Here is an 18,193-nt window from a genome sequence, read left to right on the forward strand (position 1 = left end):
AGCCATCTCGCGCACGCCACCTCGCCAGAGCCGGAATCCCGACACGGACTGACGATCTTGGTCCGGTTGACCTGTGGGAACACGGTGCGTCCCTGCCTCCCACACCACCGCCGCGCAGGCACCGATCCCCCGGACAACTCCGCGTTCCCGACCGTGTCGCACTGGCAGGGCTCTGGTACCGGATGCACCGGATGGGGTGAGAGCGCAAACCTGGCTCCATCCCTTCGAGAGGCGCCCCATACGCCACAACGCCGAGCGGACGTCTGCCATCGCCGCTTCCTGAAGGCATTCTGAAACCCAGTTAGTCCGAGACGGCCGCGAAGCGGCGGGGCTGCCGCTCCCCCGCCCCGCCGCTTGCCGAGGCCGGGACTCAGCGCCCGCCCCCTCGGCCGCGCGCCTCTCACGCTCGGACGGCGCACAGGATCAGGGAACCGGGTCTGCGAGCGAGGACGCGGCGAGCATCTGCGTGGCGGCGAGCCGCCGGTAGAGGTCGTCGTCCCGCAGGAGTTCGGCGTGGGTGCCGGCGGCGCGTACGCGCCCGTCCTCCAGGACGAGGATGCGGCGCGCGTCGGTGACCGTGGACAGCCGGTGGGCGACGACGAGCACGGTCGTCGTCTCGGCGACCTCCGCGATGACGTCGCGCAGCTCGCTCTCGGTGAGCGCGTCGAGCTGGGAGGTGGCCTCGTCGAGGAGGAGCACGCGGGGCTGGCGCAGCAGGGCCCGCGCGATGGCGACGCGCTGCCGCTGCCCGCCGGACAGGGCGGTGCCGCGGTGGCCGACCTCCGTGTCGAGGCCGTGCGGGAGGCTGTCGACGAGGCCGGTCAGCCGGACCTGTGCGAGGACGCGGTCGATGTCCGCGGGGGCGGCGTCGGGCACGGCGAACGTCAGGTTGGCGCGCAGGGTGCCGGCGAGGACGGGCGCGTCCTGCTCGACGTAGCCGATGGCCCGGCGCAGGGCTGCCGGCTCCCAGTCCCGCAGGTCGCGGCCGTCGATGCGGGCGCTGCCGCCGCCGATGTCGTAGAAGCGCTCCAGCAGTGCGAACAGGGTGCTCTTGCCGCTGCCCGAGGGGCCGACGACAGCCGTCAGCCCGCCAGGACCGGCGTCGAACGACGCCCCGTCCAGCACGGCCGGGCCGTCCTCCCGGTAGCGGAAGACGACGTCCCGGAAAGCGATGGCGGCGCCGCGGTCCCCGGCCTGCCGTGCCGCGGGCACAAGGTGCTCGGCGCCCTCCCGGGGAGACGCCACCGCCGCGGCGTCCGCCTCCGGTTCCAGTTCCAGCACCTCGTGGATGCGGCGCACCGCGACGACGCCGACCTGGAGGCCGCTGATGCCGCTCGCCAACTGCGCAACCGGGCCCACCAGGTAGAAGAGGTACAGCAGGAAGCCGATGAGCGAGGCGACGCTCATCGACCCGTTCGCGACGCGCGCGCCGCCCAGCCCGAGCACCGTCAGGAACGCCAGCTGGACGACCAGTCCACTGGACGTGCCGGCGACCGCGCCCCACCCGGCGGCCCGTATGCCGGCCCGCCAGGCGCCGTGCGCCGCGGACTCCAGGCCCGCGGTCTCCCGCTGCTCGGCGTTGCTCGCCTTCACGGTGCGGATGGCGCCGAGCAGCCGCTCCAGCCCTGCGCCGAGCGCCCCGAGGGCCTCCTGCGCCTCCTTCCCGGCCCGCGCGATGCGTGGCATCACCAGCGCCGTGCAGAGCCCGATGGCGGCGACGACGCCCAGCACGGCCAGGAACAGGACGACGTCCAGCCAGGCCATCAGGACGAGCATGCCGACGAGGGTGACGGCGCCGACGAGGGTGTCGACGAGGTTGTTCGTCGCCGCTTCCCGCAGCAGCGTGGTGTCGGCGGTCACCCGGGAGATCAGGTCGCCGGGCGGCCGCCGGTCCAGGTCGGCGACGCGCAGCCGGGGCAGCCGGGCGACGAGGCGGCGGCGCGCGCCGAGGACCACGCTCTCGGCGGCCCGCTCGACGGTGTACCCGCCGAACGCGGCCGCCAGCGCTCCGCCGACGATCAGCAGCCCCAGCAGCAGCACCTGCCGGAAGACGGGCTCGTCGACGGCGAGCGCCTCGACGAACGACTTGGCGACCAGCGGCTGGGCGAGGCCCGCGACACCGCCGAGGGTGCTCAGGGCCGCACCGGCGACCAGGGCGGTGCGATGGGGGCGGGCGTGCCCCAGCAGGGCGCGGAAGGCCGACTCTTGCATCGTCGTGGGCTCCTCGGTCCGGAGAAGTCGGGTCGGTGGGCGGGGTGGGTACGGGGGCGGGCCCGGCCGCCGGGGCCGGTCCCGTGTCCGGCACGCGGTCAGGACATCCGCAGCACGGCCAGGATCTCCGGAGCCCGCTCGAACAGCCGCTGTCCCATGACCCGCAGCGTCAGAGCGGCGGCCAGCAGCCCGTACGCCGTCCCGATCGGCAGCAGCAGCCACGAGGAGGCCGTCCCGTCCAGCAGGAACGCGCCGGCGATGACCGGGGCGATGACGACGCTCCCCAGCATCGAGCTGAGGAAGTTCGCCAGGTGGTAGCCGCCGCTCTGGCCGGGGGCACTCACGCTGAACGGGTCCTCCGGATACGGGTAGGGGTGGTACACGCTGATGACCATCCCCATCGCGAACGTCACCCCGAGCAGCGCGAACGTGATGCCCAGGGCGGGTGCGAGCTGGTCGGTGCGCCCGGTGCCGAGGGCGATGCCGACGGCGACGGCCGTCAGCCAAGGGGCGATGAGGGCCAGCTGCGGCAGCATCCGGCCGACGAGCTCGGCGCGCGCCTGGGCGGCGGTGCGCAGGGTGGCGACGTTCGTCCAGATCGCGGAGCCGTCCAGCGCGAACAGCACGCCCGGGACGGTCAGGCCGAACACCCAGGCCCCTCCGACGACCACGTACGGGGTCTTCGCGCCGACCGGCACCATCACCACCGGGAACAGCAGGGCGTACGCGAACGCGGCGATCATCGTCATCCGGTGCCGCGGCGCCCGCAGGAACGCGCCGAACTGGTGGTGGGCGACGAGCAGGGAGCGGCTGGAAGCCAGGAGCCGGGCCCGCGGGCCGGTGCCCTGGCCGGCCCGCACCTTCACGGCCTGCGCGGTGGAGGCGTCCGCCGTGGTCATCAGCCGGGCGAGGGAGGCGTGCCACCACACCATCAGCAGCCCGATCAGCACGGCGGTGCCGGCGAGTTCGAGCAGGGCGGTGCCCGTGCGGCCCTCGGCGGCGGCCCGGACGGCGTCGGCGGGCCAGCCGGGCGGCGCCCAGCGCAGCACCCGCGCGACGACGGGCGGCAGCGCCGGCACCGAGCCGGCGGTCGTCAGCAGCAGGTACGCGGCGTAGCCGCCGACCGCGGCGAGGACCCCGCCGAGCGCGGCGGCGTCCTTGCCGCGCCGTCCCGTCAGGGCGCGGGCGAACGCGGCGAGCACGGCCCGGGAGGCGACGACGCAGAGCAGCAGCATGAGCGGCACGGCCAGGACGGCGGCCGCCGCTCCGACAGCGGAGTCGAAGGCACCGTCCGCGGCCCCGGCCACCGCGCCGGTGATCACGATCAGCGTGCAGAGCGGCCCGGGCCCGATCAGCGCCGATACCGTGGCCCCCGCAATCAGCCGACGGGGCCGTACCGGCAGGACGGCGAGCCGGGTCGGGTCGGCGCTCTCGTCGCCGCCGGCGCCGAACGAGACGGGCAGGGCCAGCCAGGCCACGGCGAGCCCGGTGAACGCGAGGACGGTGACATCGGCGGCGCGCTCCCCGCCGTGGTTGCCGGCCAGTCCGGCGGCCGTGTAGCAGGCCCCGGCCAGGGCTATGCCGGCGCCGGCGACGAAGCCGACGGCGCGGCCGGTGCTGCGGCGCAGGCTGCTGCGCAGCAGGGCGAGCTTCAGCCCGAAGAAGACCCCAACCATGCGAGGCTCCCTCCCTTCGCCTTGTCGGCGCGGGAGCCGACCAGTTCCATGAAGCGGTCGTTCAGGCTGCGCCCGGCGCGCACCTCGTCCAGGGTGCCGGCGGACACCACGCGTCCCCCGGCCATGACGGCGACATGGCTGCACAGCGCCGACACCAGCTCCATGACATGGCTGGAGAAGACCACCGTGGAGCCGCTCGCGGTGTACTGGCGGAGCACTTCGCGGATCGTCTCGGCGGAAACCGGGTCCACGCTCTCGAACGGCTCGTCGAGGAACAGGACGGGCGGGTTGTGCAGCAGGGCTGCCGCGAGGCCGATCTTCTTGCGCATGCCGGTGGAGTAGTCGACGACGAGCTTGTCGGCGGCCTCGGCCAGTCCGAGCACGTCGAGCAGCGCCTCGGCGCGGGCCTCGGTGTCGGCGGCCGGCAGCTCCCGCAGCCGGCCGGTGTAGCGCAGCAGTTCGCGCGCCGACAGCCGCTCGAAGAGGCGCAGGCCGTCGGGCAGGATGCCGATGCGGTGCTTGGCCTCGTAGGGGTCCTGCCAGACGTCGTACCCGGCGACGGTGACGGTCCCGGCGTCGGGCCGCAGCAGGCCGGTGATCATCGACAGGCTGGTCGTCTTGCCGGCTCCGTTGGGGCCGACGAGGCCGTAGAAGCTGCCGCGGGGGATGGTCAGGTCGATGCCGGCGACGGCGGTCTTGTCGCCGAACTGCTTGCGCAGACCGCGCACTTCCACGGCGGCCTGAGCCGCGTCGTTCTCGGGGGGCCGTTGCATGGGCGGTGCCTTTCGGTGCGTGTGGGGGCGGTGGTGCAGGCGGTGGGGGGAAGCTCGCGGGTCGTGCCGTTCAGGAGGCGGGCGGCAGCGCGGGGGAGCCCAGGTTCCGGTAGGGGGCGGCGGGGTCGATGCCGGCCGCGGTGAACGCACCCTCGGCGCCGTCCGCGCCGGCGGAACCGTCCGCTTCGCCGGCGCGGGCGGCTGCCGGGGTGTGCCCGTGGGCCCGTACGGCGGCCTCGGCGAGGGCCGCGGCCCGGTGCTGGCCGAAGCTCAGGCCGCCCGCGCCGGGCCGGGGGTCGTCCGGCTCCCAGGCGACGGCGGTGCCGGGTCCGAGGCGGTGAGTGAAGACGGAGGTGTCCGGGCCGATGCCGGGCAGGCCTCGGACGGCGTCGGCGACGGTGTGGCAGGCGGCCCGCGACTCGGCGCCCAGGTAGACGACGAGGGCGTCGCGGCGCGGGTAGGAGTCGGCGTCGGAGAGCACCTTGGCGTGGTAGCCGGCTCCGGCGGCCTCCAGGCGTCCCAGGACGGCGCTCCAGACGGCGGCCGCCCGTGCGGGGTCGGTGATGTGCACGTACACGCGCAGGAGTTCGGCGTCGAAGTGCGGCTCGCGCGATCCTGTGGCGTAGAAGAAGCCGGGCGACAGGGCGGGGCGGGCCGGTGAGGCGGTCACGCGCACCTCGGCGCCGGCCGTGAGCGGCCCGTCGGCGCGCAGCCGCCCGGCGGGCACCCGCACGCGCACCCCGTCCCAGGTCACCAGGGCCTCGCCGGCCCCGTCGCCGGCCCCGTCCTGCGAGGGGCGCAGCAGGACTCCGGTGCGCTCCACCTCACGGTGTGGCAGCGCGGCAGCCAGTTCCCGCTCGAAGGCGTGGTCGCGCACGAGGAGCGGCCGGCGGCGGGTGTCGGCCTCGGCGCGGCCGGTGTGGAACACCTCGTACAGGGCGGCGCCGAGGCGCTGCTGGAGTTCGCGGGCGGAGTCGGCCTCGATGGTGCGGGGGCCGACGGTGGCCGTGCGGCCGTCGGCGGAGAGCCGGATCCCGTCGACGGCGCGGGCGAGCGCGGGGGCGAGGGCCGGGGCGGTGCTGCCGGTGGCGGGGGCGGGGGCGGTATTCACGAGGGGTCTCCGAGGCCGACGGCGTGGGTGAAGCGGGCGGGGGCGAGGAGGGCGGTCCGGCCGATTCCTGCGGCGGCGCGTTCGATGCCGAGCAGGCGGTTGGACCGGGCGGCGCCGGCCAGGAGGCGGTCCAGCAGGTGCCAGCCGGCGAACGCGGTGGCCCGCTCGGCGAGCCCCGGGTCGGCGTCCGGCCGGGCGTCGCGGTAGCCGCCCCAGAACTCCTGCACCAGCGGCCGCAGCCGGGCCAGCTTCTGCGCCCCGCGGGCGAGTACGGTCTCGCGGGTCATGGCGAGCCCGGCGAAGGCGGCGGTGTCGGTGTCGCCGCGGGAGGTGACGATGTCGTGTACGGCGCGGTGCAGCCACTCCCCCGCGAAGCCGCCCACGTCGCGGGCCGGGTCGGCGAGCCGGAACTCCTCCCAGTCGGCCGCGTACAGTTCCGCGCGGCCGCCCGCCGCGGCGGGGGCCGTCACCAGGAACTGGTCCAGCCGGAGGTCGCAGTGGGCGGGGACGCGCGGCGCGGCCCGCTCCGCGGCGAGCAGCCGGTCCACGGCGCCGATCAGCGGGCCGTCGTTCTGCAGGAGCCGCCAGGTCTCCAGCTCGCCGCCGCTGAGCTCCTCGAACGCGGCGGCGGGGAGGGCCTCCAGAAGCGCGGCCGACGGCATGCCGGGCACGGCCCGGTCCAACCGCTCCGCCCCGGCGGGGCGGGCGTGGAGCAAGCCGAGCGCGGTGCCGGCGCGGCGGGCCAGCTCGGGCGTGAACTCCTGGTCGGCCATCAGTTCGGCGCCGCTGCGGGCGTCGTGGAGATACTCGAAGGCGAGCAGCCCCGCCTCGCGGTCGCTGCCGAGCAGGGCAGGGCCGCGCAGGACTCCGCCCGGTGCGCCGGCCGTGATCCGTTCGAAGGCCAGCGCCCGGTCCATGCGGGCGGCGACGTCGTCGGCGGGCCCGGTCAGGCGCTTGACGAAGACGCGGGCGCCGCCGGTGGTCCGGCCGGCCCAGGTGTCGTTGCGGCCGGGCAGGGCGGTGACGTCGGCACGGTCGAAGGGGCCGGTGCCGATCCGGCGCAGCAGGGCGTCGACCTCGGGGGCGGTGTCCAGGTCGACGGGGCGGAAGCGCAGCTCCGTACGGGGTGTCGAGGCGGCCGCGCCGGACGGCGGGCGGGTGGGGGCGGTGGCGGTGCGGGTCACGGCGTCTCCTCGGCCGGGTGGTGGGTCGCCGGCGCGGCGAGGACCCCGGCGTAGGCGGGCTGGGCGAACAGGGCGGCGCAGGTGCGGGCCACGTCGTCGGCGGGTACGTCGTACAGGGCGGCGGGGAAGCCGGCGAACTCGTCGGCCCGCCGGCCGGAGGCCAGCCAGCCGGAGAGCTGGTCGGCGAGCGCGGCCTGGGTCTGCGGGACGAGGGCGAACTGGCCCGCGCAGTACCGGCGGGCGGCGTCCGCCTCCGCTTCGGTGGGTGGCGCCGTGCCGGTGCGCCGCAGCTCCTCGCGGACCGCGGCGGCGGCCTCGGCCGCGCCGTGGTGCGGGAGCCGGGCGCGGACCTGGATCAGCGGCCCGGTTCCCGCGTGGTCGCCGAACCGGCCGGCGTACGTGTGGAAGCCGTACGGGGCGGCGGCGGTCCGCAATGCGGGGAGGCGGGCGCCGGGCTGGCTGCCGCCGACCACGGCCACGGCGAGCCAGCGGGCGGCGAACGACCCGGCCGCGGCGGACTCGGGCGCGGCCCACAGCAGCTCCGAGGCGTCCGCGGGGACGCCAGGAGGCAGCCTCAGCAGGGCGAGGCCCTCGGCGGCGGCGGCCGGGGGCCGGGGCGGTGCGGCGATGCCGGCGGCCAGGGGGCGCAGGGCCTCGGCAGCCGCGGCGGTCCAGGCGTCGGGGTCCAGGTCGCCGACGGCGGTCAGCTCGATCCCGCCGGCGCACGGCAGCCCCGGCGCCGCGGCGGGCGCGGGCTCGGCACCCAGGATCCGGCGGCGCAGGGCTTGTTCGGCGAGCCAGGCGGGGTCGGTGACACGGGATCCCATCCGGGCGCGGGCCCGCGGCTCGGCGGTGGCGAGTTCCGCAGGGGTGGGCGGTTCGGCGAGCAGCCCGGCGAGGGCGGCCGGGTGCGGGGCGGGCGCGGGCAGCCACGCCTCCAGCAGCACGGCCCCGCTCTCGACGGTGGCGCGGGCCGGGCCGGAGCGGGGGTGGCGGGCGGCCCAGCGGTCGGCGAGGACCAGCGCGAGGCGCTCGCGGTCGGCGGGTGCCGCACCGGCCGGGGCGGGCAGCCGCAGCCGCAGCTCGACGAGGGGCGCCCGCGCGTCGCGGACGGCGGCCACGGCCGGGCGGCCGGGGCCCGGACCCGTGCCGCTCTCGGCGTACGCGGGCAGCCCCGGCCCGGCTTGCCCGTCGGTGCTGCGCCGGGAGCCCGCGCGGGAGCCCGCTCCGGCGGCGGCGCGGCCGGCCGTGACCGGGGCGGAACCGGGGCGCGCCGCCGGGGCCCCGGCGGCGCGGAGGCCGCGGAACGGCACCGGTTCGCCGCCCGGGAGCAGCGCGAGGACGGCCCGGTGCTGGGCGGTCATGGCCCGGGCGGCGGCGCGGACCCGGTCGGTGGAGACGGCGCGCAGCCGCGCGGGCAGCTCGTCGAGGAGGCCGGGCCGGCCGAAGAGGATCTCCAGCCGGCCGAGCGCGCGGGCCCGGGCGGCCGGCCCGTGGTGGTCGCGCAGGTGCTCCTGTGCGAGCCGTTCGGCGGCCTCCTGCACCCGGCGGTCGGCGAGCCCGGCGCCGGCGAGTTCGGCGAGGGCGGCGTCGAGGCCGTCCAGCGCGGCGCGTGCGCCGTCCTTGTCGGCGGCGGGCAGGGCGATGACGAGGGTGTCGGGGTCGAGGGCGTCGAGCGGCCCGAAGAAGCCGCAGCCCGCGTCGGCGGCCGGGGTGGTGAGCAGCCGGGCGGCCACGATCCGGTCGAGGTAGTCGTCGAGGTCGGCCGCCGGGTCGGGCAGCCGGTAGCCGACGGTCACGGCGCCGCCCCGGGCCAGCCTCCGCACGGCGGTGCGGTCGGCGGCCAGCGGCGGTTCGGCGAGGGCGGGGCGGGCCGGTGCGGCAGGGCCCGCGGGGACGCCGGAGAAGTGGCGGGCGACGAGCGCGCCCACCTCGTCGGGCTCGCCGCCCCCGGACACCGTCACCACGGCGTTGCCGGGGGTGTAGTGCGCACGGAAGAAGTCGGTGCAGTCCGCGGGGGTCAGGCGGGCGAGGGCCGGAAGGTCGCCGTAGCCGTCGTGGGCGTTGGCCCAGCGGTCGTACATGAGGCCGGCGAGGAGCGGCCACGGCAGGACGCCGAGGGGCGAGTCGTGGCCGGCGGCCCTGATCTCCGCCTCGACGCCGGCGAGCTGCTCGGTGAGAGAGGCGGCGGTGAAGCGGGGGGCCCGCATCCGGTCGGCCTCGGCGGCCAGGGCCCGCCCGAGGGCGGCTGCCGGCACGGTGTGGACGTAGTCCGTGTAGTCCTGGTGGGTGGTGCCCTCGGCGGCGCCTCCGGACGCCATGAGGGCGGTGAAGTAGGCGCGGTCGGGGAAGTGTTCGCTGCCCTCGAACATCATGTGTTCCAGCAGGTGGGCGAGGCCGGCGCGGCCTTCGGGCTCCGAGCGGAAGCCGGCGCCGTAGTGCACCGCGACCGCGGTGAGGCCGACGCCGGGGGCCGTGTCGACGACGACGCGCAGCCCGTTGCCGAGGACCAGTCTGCGGATCCCGGTGCTGCCGTCGGTCATGCGGCGGCCTCCTTCGTGAAAGCAGTGGCGAGCACCCCGTACAGCCTGGCCTGGCCGACCGAGTCGGGGAGGTAGGCCGCCGTGTCGTGGGCGTGCAGCGCGATGCGCAGGGCTCCGCCGCGGAGGTGGCTCTCGCGGGCGCGGGCGGCGGGCCCGGCGGCATGGCCGCTGCCGTAGCCGTCCAGGAGCGCGTCGACCGGCTGCTGCCAGTCGCGCGGCTCGGTGGCGCAGCCCATCAGCCAGCGCAGTTCGACGAGTTCGCCGACCATCCAGCCGAGGTCGAGGTGCGGCGGTGCCGCGCACAGGTCCTCGCCGGTCAGCAGCGCGGCCGGGCCGTCCGGGGTGCCGTCGGGGCCGGGCAGGACGAGCGCGCCGAGGCCGGGGGCGCCGTGCGAGAGGACGTGCCCGTCGGAGGGTTGCACGGCCTCGGCTGCCCAGGCACGCAGCGGCCCGACGGCCTCCGCGCCGAGCAGGTCGGCGGGGGTCGCGCCGGCGGCGGTTGTACGGCCGGAAAGCCAGCGGTGCAGCCGTACGGCGGCGCGGGAGGGCCGGCGGGCCTCGTCGGGAACGGGCTGCCGGTGCAGGGCGGCGAGCAGCGCGCCGACCCCGCGCAGGACGTCGGCGAGGGCGCGGGCGCCTCCGGGGGCGGCGTGCGGTCCGCCGCCGGTGATCAGCCAGTGGGCGGCGGAGTGGCGGCCCGGGGCGTCGTAGATACGGGCGCCGTCCGGCGCGGGCCGTCCGAGCAGCGGGCGCACGGGGGCGCCGGCGGGCACCGCCCCGACGGCTTCGCGCAGCCGGTCGGCAAGCGGGGTGAACCCGTCGGCGGAGGCCGGGCCCGGGCGGCGCAGCCAGCGGTGGCCGCCGCCGGGCAGGGCGGTGACGGTGGTGTCGAGCAGTCCGGTGCCGAAGGCGTCGACGACGGTCCCGCTCACGCGGCGGACTCCGGTTCGGGGCGGCCCGCGGCGAGCCGGCGGTGCAGGGCGGCGACGGCGCCGAGGAGGTCGGGCAGCGGGGCGGCGGCCCAGCTGTCCATGCGGCCGGTGGTCATGCTGAGCGCGGGCACCGGTGCGGCGACGACGGTGTTCGGCCGGGTGGACAGGGCGTCGACATGTGCGCGGTAGGCGTGGCTCTGCGCGCCGCCGGGAGGCAGGGCGGGTGCGACACCGACGGGCGCGGCCGTGCACTGGGCGGTCAGCAGCGACGGGCTGTCGGCGAGGCCGAGGGCGAGGCGGGCGGTGTAGGAGAACGTCGCGGGATAGACGACGACGGCTTCGGCCCATGCGGTCAGGTCGACGTGGGGGGCGCGCAGCACGGGCTCCTCGGGCCAGGAGTCGACGAGGGTGCGGCGGCTGGTGAGCAGGTTGAGCGCCTCCGGGGTGACGAACCTCCGGGCGCTGGGCGTCAGGACGGTCTGGACCTCGAGCGCGGGGTGGGTGCTGCGCAGCCACAGGATCCAGGAGGGCAGCTCGGAGGCGGAGACGGAGCCGGTGGCGACGAGGAGCAGCCGGGTGAACGGGAGCCTGTCGGCGGCGGTATCGCCCGGGGTGGAGTCGCGGGGTTCCACGGCGCTACCACCCGTTCCCGGTGAAGAGGGCTTCGAGGTCGCGCAGGACGGGGCGGGGCCCCTCCAGCATTCCGACTCCGGCGTTGTTGAGGACGACCTCGTCGGCGCCGGCCTCGTGGTAGGCGGCGATGCCCGCGGCCAGCTCGTCCGGGCCTCCGGTGAGGGCGCCGCCGGCGGCGGCCAGGCGTCCGGCGGTGGCGAGGGGGTCGTCGGGGTCGACGCCGACCCCGGCGCGGGCGAGCATGTCCGCGTAGTGCGGTCCGGCGAAGTGGCCGGCGTGCCCGGCGGCGAGGGCGGCGCGGACGTCGCGCCCGTCTGCCGCAGCGGCCATGGGGACGATCGCGGCGACCCGCGGCACGGGCCGGCCGGCGGCCTGGGCCCCTGCGCGCAGCGCGGGCAGGATGACGTCGCGCAGGTAGGAGGGGGGCGCCAGCCAGGTGACGGCGACGTCGGCGGCTTCTCCGGCGACGCGGGCCATGCCCGGGCGCAGCACGCCGAGCCCGACCTCGACGGGCGGGGCGGGGGTGGGCGGCAGGGAGCCGGTGTAGGAGAAGTAGTTTCCGCCCTGGTCGACTTCGGCGCCGTCGAGAAGGCGTCGGACGAGGTGCAGGTACTCGCGGCAGGCGGTGAGCGGGCTCGCGTAGGGGGCGCCGAGCGCGGCGCGCTGGAAGGCCGGGGCACCGGGCCCGAAGCCGGCGGTCACCGGGTGTCCGGTCACGGCGGCGAGCGTACGGGCCTCCAGCGCGGCCTGCACGGGGTGGCGCAGCGGCATCAGGGAGACGCCGGTGCCGAACGGCACGCGCAGGCCCATGCCGCCGAGCTGCGCCATGATCTGGTGCTGCTCGCTCAGCAGCACCTGCCCCAGCCACAGGGCCCGCGCTGCGCGCCACTGCACGAACGCGGCGAACGGGGCGGCCTGTTCCGCGCGGGTCGGGACGATCGGCAGGACGACGGACACGCTGCGGCTCATCGCCGGACCTCCTGGAGTCACGGAAGTGGAAGAGCGGGAGATTCGGGGTTCCGGCGGCGGAACGTGAGTGCGCGATACGGCGGGATAATGGCGGCACCTGCCGCGGGCCGGTACCGGCCCGCGGCACGGCAGCGGCGGTCCTGGGCGCCTTGCCCGCGCCCAGGACCGCCGGGTTCAGCCGTCGTACGGCCTCACTGCCGACGTGGTCAGCAGGTCCACTTGATGGACGCGGCGGTGCCCGCGACCGTCACCTTGGTGTAGGCGATGGTGGTGAGGGTCGGGGTGATGGCCGGGGCGTCGGCCGAGGCCTCGAAGTTCAGCTCGGCGGCCTGGGCGTACGCCTCGAAGCCGCCGACGAGCTCCATGATCTCGACGTTCTCGATGTTCTGCACTGCACTCTCCGGATGTTCGACGGGAACGTCCGCCCCTTGTTCCGGCGGACGCTGTCCAGTCAACAACCCCGTTGCAGGTGTCGGCCATTGGCCCTTGGGGAGGTGTCCGTTGGGACAGTTTCCCGCGGACACAGCAGCTCATGGTGCAGGTGTGCCATCAGCGCGGCCTCCAGCCGGGAGCTGACCCCGAGCTTCTCCACGATGCTCGCGACGTGTGCCTTGGCGGTCCGCTCGACGATGCCGAGCCGCCGGGCGATGACCCGGTTGGCCAGACCCTGCCCGAGCAGCGCGAGCACCTGCCGCTCCCGTTCGGTCAGCGTCCCGATCCCCCGCGGATCGTGCACGGCACCGCCGAGCATGGCGCACTGGCACGCGCCGCCATCGTGCCCGCCGGGCCCGACCCGCTGCGCCGGAACCTGGTCAAAGTCCCGCACGGCGAGCAACCCCTGACGGGATATTTCTGTGCGCAAATCAGTCACACTCCCCCGATCGACTGTCGTGACGGCGATTGTAGGTGCAGGTAACAAACCAGCAAAATCAGCAAAGTTGACGATTGAAACATGCCAGGGAGGCGGGATTTGCCCTCCGAAGGGATCGCTGACCTGCGATCAAAAGGCGCGCCCTGGAAACCTCCACAGAACACCGACTCCTTCTGCGCCACGCGCGCCGACACCCACCACGCGCCATACGCCCTCACCGCTATCGGATGCCAGCCGCACAATTTGCCCTCGCAACCACGCGCCTGCACCGTTGTGCGGGTGAGACCCGAGGGGACCGAAGGGACGGATCCGGCCGTCTCAAGCCAACGAACGGCACCCTTCTCGGAGCGTCGTCGACGAGGACCCGCTGCGCGCCGGCGTGAAGCACGCGCGGACGGAGCACCGCCGAGCGGCAGGGCACGCAGGCCCGGGCAGCGCGGCTGCCGGCCTGGCGGGTGCCGGCCGGAAGGGCATGGGGGACGGCCCTCACACGTGACCGCCGGCCCGACGGCGCGGGCTCACGCGATGCGCAAGGGGCATGCCGCGCAGTCCGGGGAGCCGAACGCGCGGCGCCGCGTTACGCGCTGAGGAGGACCGGCCCCGTCGGGCAGGCCGTTTCGCGGAGGGTGCGGGCCTGCGCCTCGGGGTCGGTGGAGGCGAGAAGCGCGGAGAGGACCGCGATGCGGGCCTGCCCGGCGCGCAGCGTACCGGTGGGCACGGCTCCGGCGGCGACCAGGTCGACGGCCCCTCCGTGGGTGTAGATCTCGGTGACGGGCCCGGCGGCGACCCGGGTCGTGAGGGCGACGAGCACCCCCTGCGCGACCGCCGCCCGTACGGCGTCGACGATCTCGGGGGTCGCGTTGCCGGCGCCGGTGCCGATGAGGACGATGCCCCGCGCCCCGGCGGCCATCGCGGCCTCGAACAGCAGGGGGTCGCCGTCGGCGTGGTGCATGACGATGTCGACCCGCGGCGGCCGCTCCGGCATGGCGGGCAGCGGCAGCGGCTCGGGCCGCTGGGGCCGGCGCAGGACGGTGACCTTGCCGAAGCCGGTCTTGCCGAGGAGCTCCCGGGAGGGGTCGGCGAAGGCGTCCAGGGCGACGGCCTGCGTCTTGACGGTGCCGCGGGCTGCGTGCACCCGCCCGGCGAAGCTGATGAGGACGCCGAGCTCGCGGGTGGTGGCGGCGACGAGGAGAGCGTCGTACAGGTTGCCCGGCCCGTCGCCCTCGGCGGTCCCCATCGGCAGCTGCGAGCCGGTGAAGACGACGCTGCGCGGGTCGTGGTGGTGGAGGTCGACGAGGAAGGCCGACTCCTCGAGGGTGTCGGTGCCGTGGGTGACGACGATGCCGTCGACGCCGGGGTCGGCGAGGACCTCGTGCACGGTGTGCAGCAGGGTCAGCTGGTGGGCAGTGGTCAGCCGGGGGCTGTTGACGCTGAAGAGGTCGATGACCTCGACGGTGACCCCCTCGGGGAGCGGCGCCGTGGCCATGACCTCGCGCCCGTCGGCGTCGGCGGCGAAGCCGGAGCCCTGCCAGCGGCTGGCTATCGTGCCGCCGGTGCTGATGACGACGATCCGCCCCATGGCCACCCTTTCCCGCGTGCGGGTGATAACTCGTACTGATGTGCTGAGACACAGCACTGCGGGCAATGATAGGCGTTTCGTTACGCAATGCGATTGCCGCTGCCGCCCTGCGGGACGCGCATCCGTGGTGGATTATTGCTCCATGGACGCCATCGATCGTGAAATCTTGCGCGAGCTCCAGGCCGACGGTCGGCTCAGCAACCAGGAGCTCGCCCAGCGGGTGGGCCTGACCCCGTCCCCCTGCATGCGGCGCGTCCGGCAGCTGGAGCAGGACGGCGTGATCCGCGGCTACCGGGCGGTGATCGACCCGGAGGCGGTGGGGCGCGGCTTCGAGGTGCTCGTATCGGTGGAGGTGCGCCGCGACCGGGAGGCCGTCGAGGCGTTCGAGGCGGCCCTGCAGGACATCCCGGACGTCATCGAGGCGTACCGCCTCTTCGGCAGCCCCGGCTGCCTGCTGCGGATCGCGGTGGTGGACCTGCGCGCGTACGAGCGCCTGTGGATCGAGAAGCTGACCGCGCTCTCCGGGGTCACGGAGGTCAACTCGCAGATCATCATGAAGCGGATCAAGGGGCCGACGGGCCTCCCGGTCTGAGCCGCAACCGCCGCCCGGAAGACCGGTATGCGCGGCCGCGCCCACCCTGCCCCTCCGGAGGAAACACCCATGAGAACAGCCCTGTTGGGGACGGGCGAGGTCTGCCACGTCCTCGCCCCCGCCCTCCTGGCGCGCGGCCATGAGGTGGTGGTGGGGACCCGCTCGCCCGGCGCCACCCTGGAGCAGAACGCGGCGTACGCCCGCGTGGCCGCCCGGCTGCCCGCGTTGAAGCTGCGCACCTTCGCGGACGCGGTGCCCGGGGCCGACCTGGTCGTGAACGCGATCGACGGGCCCTCCTGCGTCGCGGCGCTCACCCCGCTCGCCCCGGCCCTGGCCGGCCGCGTGGTCATGGACGTGTCGAGCCCGCTCGACTGGTCCGTCCCGGACGCGGCCCTGGACCCCGTGGACACCGACAGCCTCGGCGAGCGCCTGCAGCGGGCGCTGCCGCAGGCCCGGGTCGTCAAGACGCTCAACACTCTGGCCGCAGCCGCCATGGCGGCCCCCGGAGCGATCGGCGACGGCGACCACACCGTGTTCGTCAGCGGTGACGACCCCGACGCCAAGACCCTGGTGGGCGGCCTGCTCCGCTCCCTCGGCTGGAAGGACGTACTCGACCTCGGCGGGATCCGGACCGCCCGCGCCACCGAGATGATGCTGCGGATGTGGATCGACACCGCGACGGCGCTGGGCACCCCGCTGTTCGGGTTCAAGATCGTCCGCTGACCCGCTGACCCGCTGACCCGCGGAGCCTCGGGGCCAGCCGGACGCCGGGCCGAGACGAGTCGTGCGTACCGGCCGAAGAGGTACGGGACGGCGGCAGCGGGGGAGCCCGCCCCTGGCCGGCCGCAGGGATGCGGCGGGCGGTCCGGACGGGGGCGGGCCGGCGGTGTCAGCGGAGGGTGAGCGGGGTCCCCGAGACGAGGTGCGTCAGCTTCTCCGGGTTGCGGACGAAGTAGAGGCCGGTGATGCGGGCGTCCTCGACGCGGACGGCCATGACGCCGTCGAGTGCGCCGCCCAGGTACACGGCGAGCGCGGGGCTGCCGTTGACCTCCGTGGGCTCCCAGGCGATCGTCTCCTCGACCTTGGCGGAGCCGCCGAGCCAGTAGCGGACGATCTTCTCGGCGCCGACGACCGGGCGCAGCGCGGCCCGCTTGACACCGCCGCCGTCGCTGAGCAGGACGACGTCGGGGGCGAGCACGTCGAGGAGGTCCTGCGGGTTGCCGGTCTCGACGGCGCGCCGGAAGGACTCCAGGGCGGCCCTGGTCTCCCGCGCGGAGGCCGTCCTGCGGGGGCGGCGGGCGCCGACGTGCCGGCGGGCACGGTGCGCGATCTGGCGTACGGCGTCGGGGCTCTTGCCGACGGCCTCGGCGATCTCCGCGTACTCGACCTCGAAGACCTCGCGCAGGACGAAGACCGCGCGCTCGGTCGGGGAGAGGCTTTCCAGGACGAGCATCATCGCCATCGACATGCTCTCGGCGAGTTCGACGTCCTCGGCGACGGCCGGGGCGGTGGCCAGCGGCTCGGGGAGCCACTGGCCGACGTACGCCTCACGGCGGCGCTTCACGGCGCGCAGCCGGTTGAGCGCCTGCCGGGTCGTGATCCGCACGAGGTACGCCCGCCGGTCGCCCACCTGCCCCAGGTCGACCCGGACCCAGCGCAGCCACGTCTCCTGGAGGACGTCCTCGGCGTCGGCGGCGGAGCCGAGGATCTCGTAGGCGACGGTGAAGAGCAGGTTGCGGTGGTCGACGAACGCCCGGGTCGCCGGGTCGGTGCCGTGCTCGGTCATCTCCCGGTCCTCTCAGCCGTGCGCCCGGGGGCGGACGGTCCCCCCGGCCTTCGGCGGGTACGCCGCGTGCGGCGCCCCGGTCAGGCGGTGCCTGCGCTGCGGCACGCCGAAGGTCGGGTGGGAGGTGCCCCACAGGGACATCGACACGATGGCCTCCTTGACGCGCGCGGCCTTCCGGCCGGCCACGGACTTCGGCTTCGGCCGGGCCTCGTGGTCGACCAACTGCAGGATGCCGTCGCGGCGCCCGAGGCTGATGTGGTTGCCGAGGTAGCTCAGCTTGACGTTCCTCGGCGCCCTGCGGCCGGTCAGACGTGCCGTGATCGCCTCCACGGCCTGCCTGCCGGTGTATCCGGCCGAGGCGCAGGACATCGGCAGCGGCAGGCCGTTGTCGCCGGTGGCGAAGGCGCAGTCGCCGACGGCGTAGACGTCCGGGTGCGAGACCGACCGCATCGTCCGGTCGACGACGATCCGGCCGTCCTCGGTGACGTCGAGACCGCCGGCGGCGGCGAGGGGACTGACCGCGAACCCGGCCGTCCACACGGTCGCGTCGGACTCCAGGACCGCGCCGTCGGCGCACCGCACGCGCGCCGCTTCGACGGCCGCGACCTCCGTGTGCTCCCGCACGGTGACGCCCAGCCGGTCACAGGCCCGGCGCAGGTGCTCGCGGGCTCCGGAGGACAGCGTGGCGCCGAGCTCGCCGCGGGCCACCAGGGTCACGGACAGGGCGGGCCGCGACTCGGCGATCTCCGTGGCGGTCTCGATGCCGGTCAGCCCGTCGCCGACGACGAGCACCCTGCCGCCGGCGCCCTGCCGGGCCAGGCCGTCCAGGCGCTCGCGCAGGCTCAGTGCGGAGGGCCGGGCGGAGACGTCGAAGGCGTGCTCGGCCGCACCGGGGACGCAGTGGCGGGCCCCGTGGCTGCCGAGGGCGTAGACGAGCGTGTCGTAGCCGAGTTCGGCGGCGCCGTCGGGGCCGGCCACGGCGACGACCCGGCGCTCCGGCTCGACGGCGGTGACACGGGCCTGCCGCAGCCGGACCGCCGTGCCCGCGAAGACCTCGGAGAGCGCGGGAGCCGCGATCTCCTGGCCGGCCGCGAGCTGGTGCAGCCGCAGCCGCTGGACGAAGTCCGGTTCGGCGTTGACCACGATCAGCTCGGTGTCCGCCGCGGACAGCCGCCGGGCCAGCATTCCGGCGACGTGGGCCCCGGCGTAGCCGGCGCCGAGGACGACGATGCGGTGCTTCACGATGTGCGCTCCCCTCGGATCGGTGACGCCCCGAGGCACGAGCAGCACGACTGGGCTGCCTGCGGCCTTCAGGGCTTTGCGCCCTCAAGAC

16 protein-coding genes are annotated in these 18,193 nt (G+C 75.8%); 2 read left to right on the plus strand and 14 right to left on the minus strand.

The annotated features are described in order from the left end of the window. Positions 1-423: 423 nt before the first annotated feature. The 12 genes from MUK52_RS06975 to MUK52_RS07030 all read right to left on the minus strand — a co-directional run bounded on the left by MUK52_RS06975 (position 424) and on the right by MUK52_RS07030 (position 14,482). Positions 424-2,211: an ABC transporter ATP-binding protein gene (locus MUK52_RS06975; protein WP_284575095.1), complete on the minus strand. Its 1,788-nt coding sequence runs from the start codon at positions 2,209-2,211 to the stop codon at positions 424-426. 98 nt (positions 2,212-2,309) lie between these two features. After that, positions 2,310-3,887, minus strand: a complete 1,578-nt coding sequence (locus MUK52_RS06980; RefSeq protein WP_284575096.1) for a transporter — start codon at positions 3,885-3,887, stop codon at positions 2,310-2,312. Beyond that, positions 3,863-4,660, minus strand: coding sequence for an ABC transporter ATP-binding protein (locus tag MUK52_RS06985; protein ID WP_114054649.1), 798 nt, complete (start codon positions 4,658-4,660; stop codon positions 3,863-3,865). The genes MUK52_RS06980 and MUK52_RS06985 overlap by 25 nt, the downstream gene beginning before the upstream one ends. 70 nt (positions 4,661-4,730) lie before the next feature. Continuing rightward, positions 4,731-5,771, minus strand: coding sequence for a T3SS effector HopA1 family protein (locus MUK52_RS06990; RefSeq protein ID WP_114054648.1), 1,041 nt, complete (start codon positions 5,769-5,771; stop codon positions 4,731-4,733). Beyond that, positions 5,768-6,955, minus strand: coding sequence for a class V lanthionine synthetase subunit LxmK (gene lxmK, locus MUK52_RS06995; RefSeq protein WP_246042388.1), 1,188 nt, complete (start codon positions 6,953-6,955; stop codon positions 5,768-5,770). The genes MUK52_RS06990 and lxmK overlap by 4 nt, the downstream gene beginning before the upstream one ends. Next, complete coding sequence (locus MUK52_RS07000) at positions 6,952-9,498, minus strand: insulinase family protein (RefSeq protein WP_284575100.1); 2,547 nt, start codon at positions 9,496-9,498, stop codon at positions 6,952-6,954. Before MUK52_RS07000 ends, lxmK begins: the two co-directional genes overlap by 4 nt. Continuing rightward, a complete protein-coding gene (locus MUK52_RS07005) occupies positions 9,495-10,430 on the minus strand; it encodes a phosphotransferase family protein (RefSeq protein ID WP_284575102.1) in 936 nt (311 codons plus the stop codon). The genes MUK52_RS07000 and MUK52_RS07005 overlap by 4 nt, the downstream gene beginning before the upstream one ends. Beyond that, positions 10,427-11,062 carry a flavoprotein gene (locus MUK52_RS07010; RefSeq protein ID WP_114054645.1) on the minus strand — a complete coding sequence of 212 codons (636 nt, stop codon included), beginning with the start codon at positions 11,060-11,062 and terminating at the stop codon, positions 10,427-10,429. The genes MUK52_RS07005 and MUK52_RS07010 overlap by 4 nt, the downstream gene beginning before the upstream one ends. 4 nt (positions 11,063-11,066) lie before the next feature. Then, positions 11,067-12,032: an LLM class flavin-dependent oxidoreductase gene (locus MUK52_RS07015; RefSeq protein WP_284575105.1), complete on the minus strand. Its 966-nt coding sequence runs from the start codon at positions 12,030-12,032 to the stop codon at positions 11,067-11,069. A gap of 206 nt (positions 12,033-12,238) precedes the next feature. Beyond that, positions 12,239-12,424 (minus strand): LxmA leader domain family RiPP, encoded by a 186-nt coding sequence (locus tag MUK52_RS07020; RefSeq protein ID WP_114054643.1) that lies wholly within the window; start codon positions 12,422-12,424, stop codon positions 12,239-12,241. Between the two features lie 59 nt (positions 12,425-12,483). Then, positions 12,484-12,858, minus strand: coding sequence for a helix-turn-helix domain-containing protein (locus MUK52_RS07025; RefSeq protein WP_246042386.1), 375 nt, complete (start codon positions 12,856-12,858; stop codon positions 12,484-12,486). A gap of 622 nt (positions 12,859-13,480) precedes the next feature. Further along, entirely contained in the window at positions 13,481-14,482 is a 1,002-nt protein-coding gene (locus tag MUK52_RS07030) for an asparaginase (RefSeq protein ID WP_114054641.1), read from the minus strand. A 142-nt stretch (positions 14,483-14,624) separates the two neighbouring features. Here MUK52_RS07030 and MUK52_RS07035 point away from each other — a divergent pair, with 142 nt between their 5' ends. Then, complete coding sequence (locus MUK52_RS07035) at positions 14,625-15,074, plus strand: Lrp/AsnC family transcriptional regulator (RefSeq protein ID WP_114054640.1); 450 nt, start codon at positions 14,625-14,627, stop codon at positions 15,072-15,074. A 69-nt stretch (positions 15,075-15,143) separates the two neighbouring features. Then, entirely contained in the window at positions 15,144-15,797 is a 654-nt protein-coding gene (locus tag MUK52_RS07040) for an NADPH-dependent F420 reductase (RefSeq protein ID WP_284575113.1), read from the plus strand. 166 nt (positions 15,798-15,963) lie between these two features. On the opposite strand, the gene MUK52_RS07045 is transcribed toward MUK52_RS07040, so the two are convergent. Continuing rightward, positions 15,964-16,860, minus strand: a complete 897-nt coding sequence (locus tag MUK52_RS07045; protein WP_114054638.1) for an RNA polymerase sigma-70 factor — start codon at positions 16,858-16,860, stop codon at positions 15,964-15,966. Between the two features lie 12 nt (positions 16,861-16,872). Beyond that, positions 16,873-18,102 (minus strand): NAD(P)/FAD-dependent oxidoreductase, encoded by a 1,230-nt coding sequence (locus tag MUK52_RS07050; RefSeq protein ID WP_284575116.1) that lies wholly within the window; start codon positions 18,100-18,102, stop codon positions 16,873-16,875. Between the last annotated feature and the right edge of the window lie 91 nt (positions 18,103-18,193).

The organism is Streptomyces sp. 2P-4 (assembly GCF_030167965.1).
Classification (GTDB): Bacteria; Actinomycetota; Actinomycetes; order Streptomycetales; family Streptomycetaceae; genus Streptomyces; species Streptomyces globosus_A.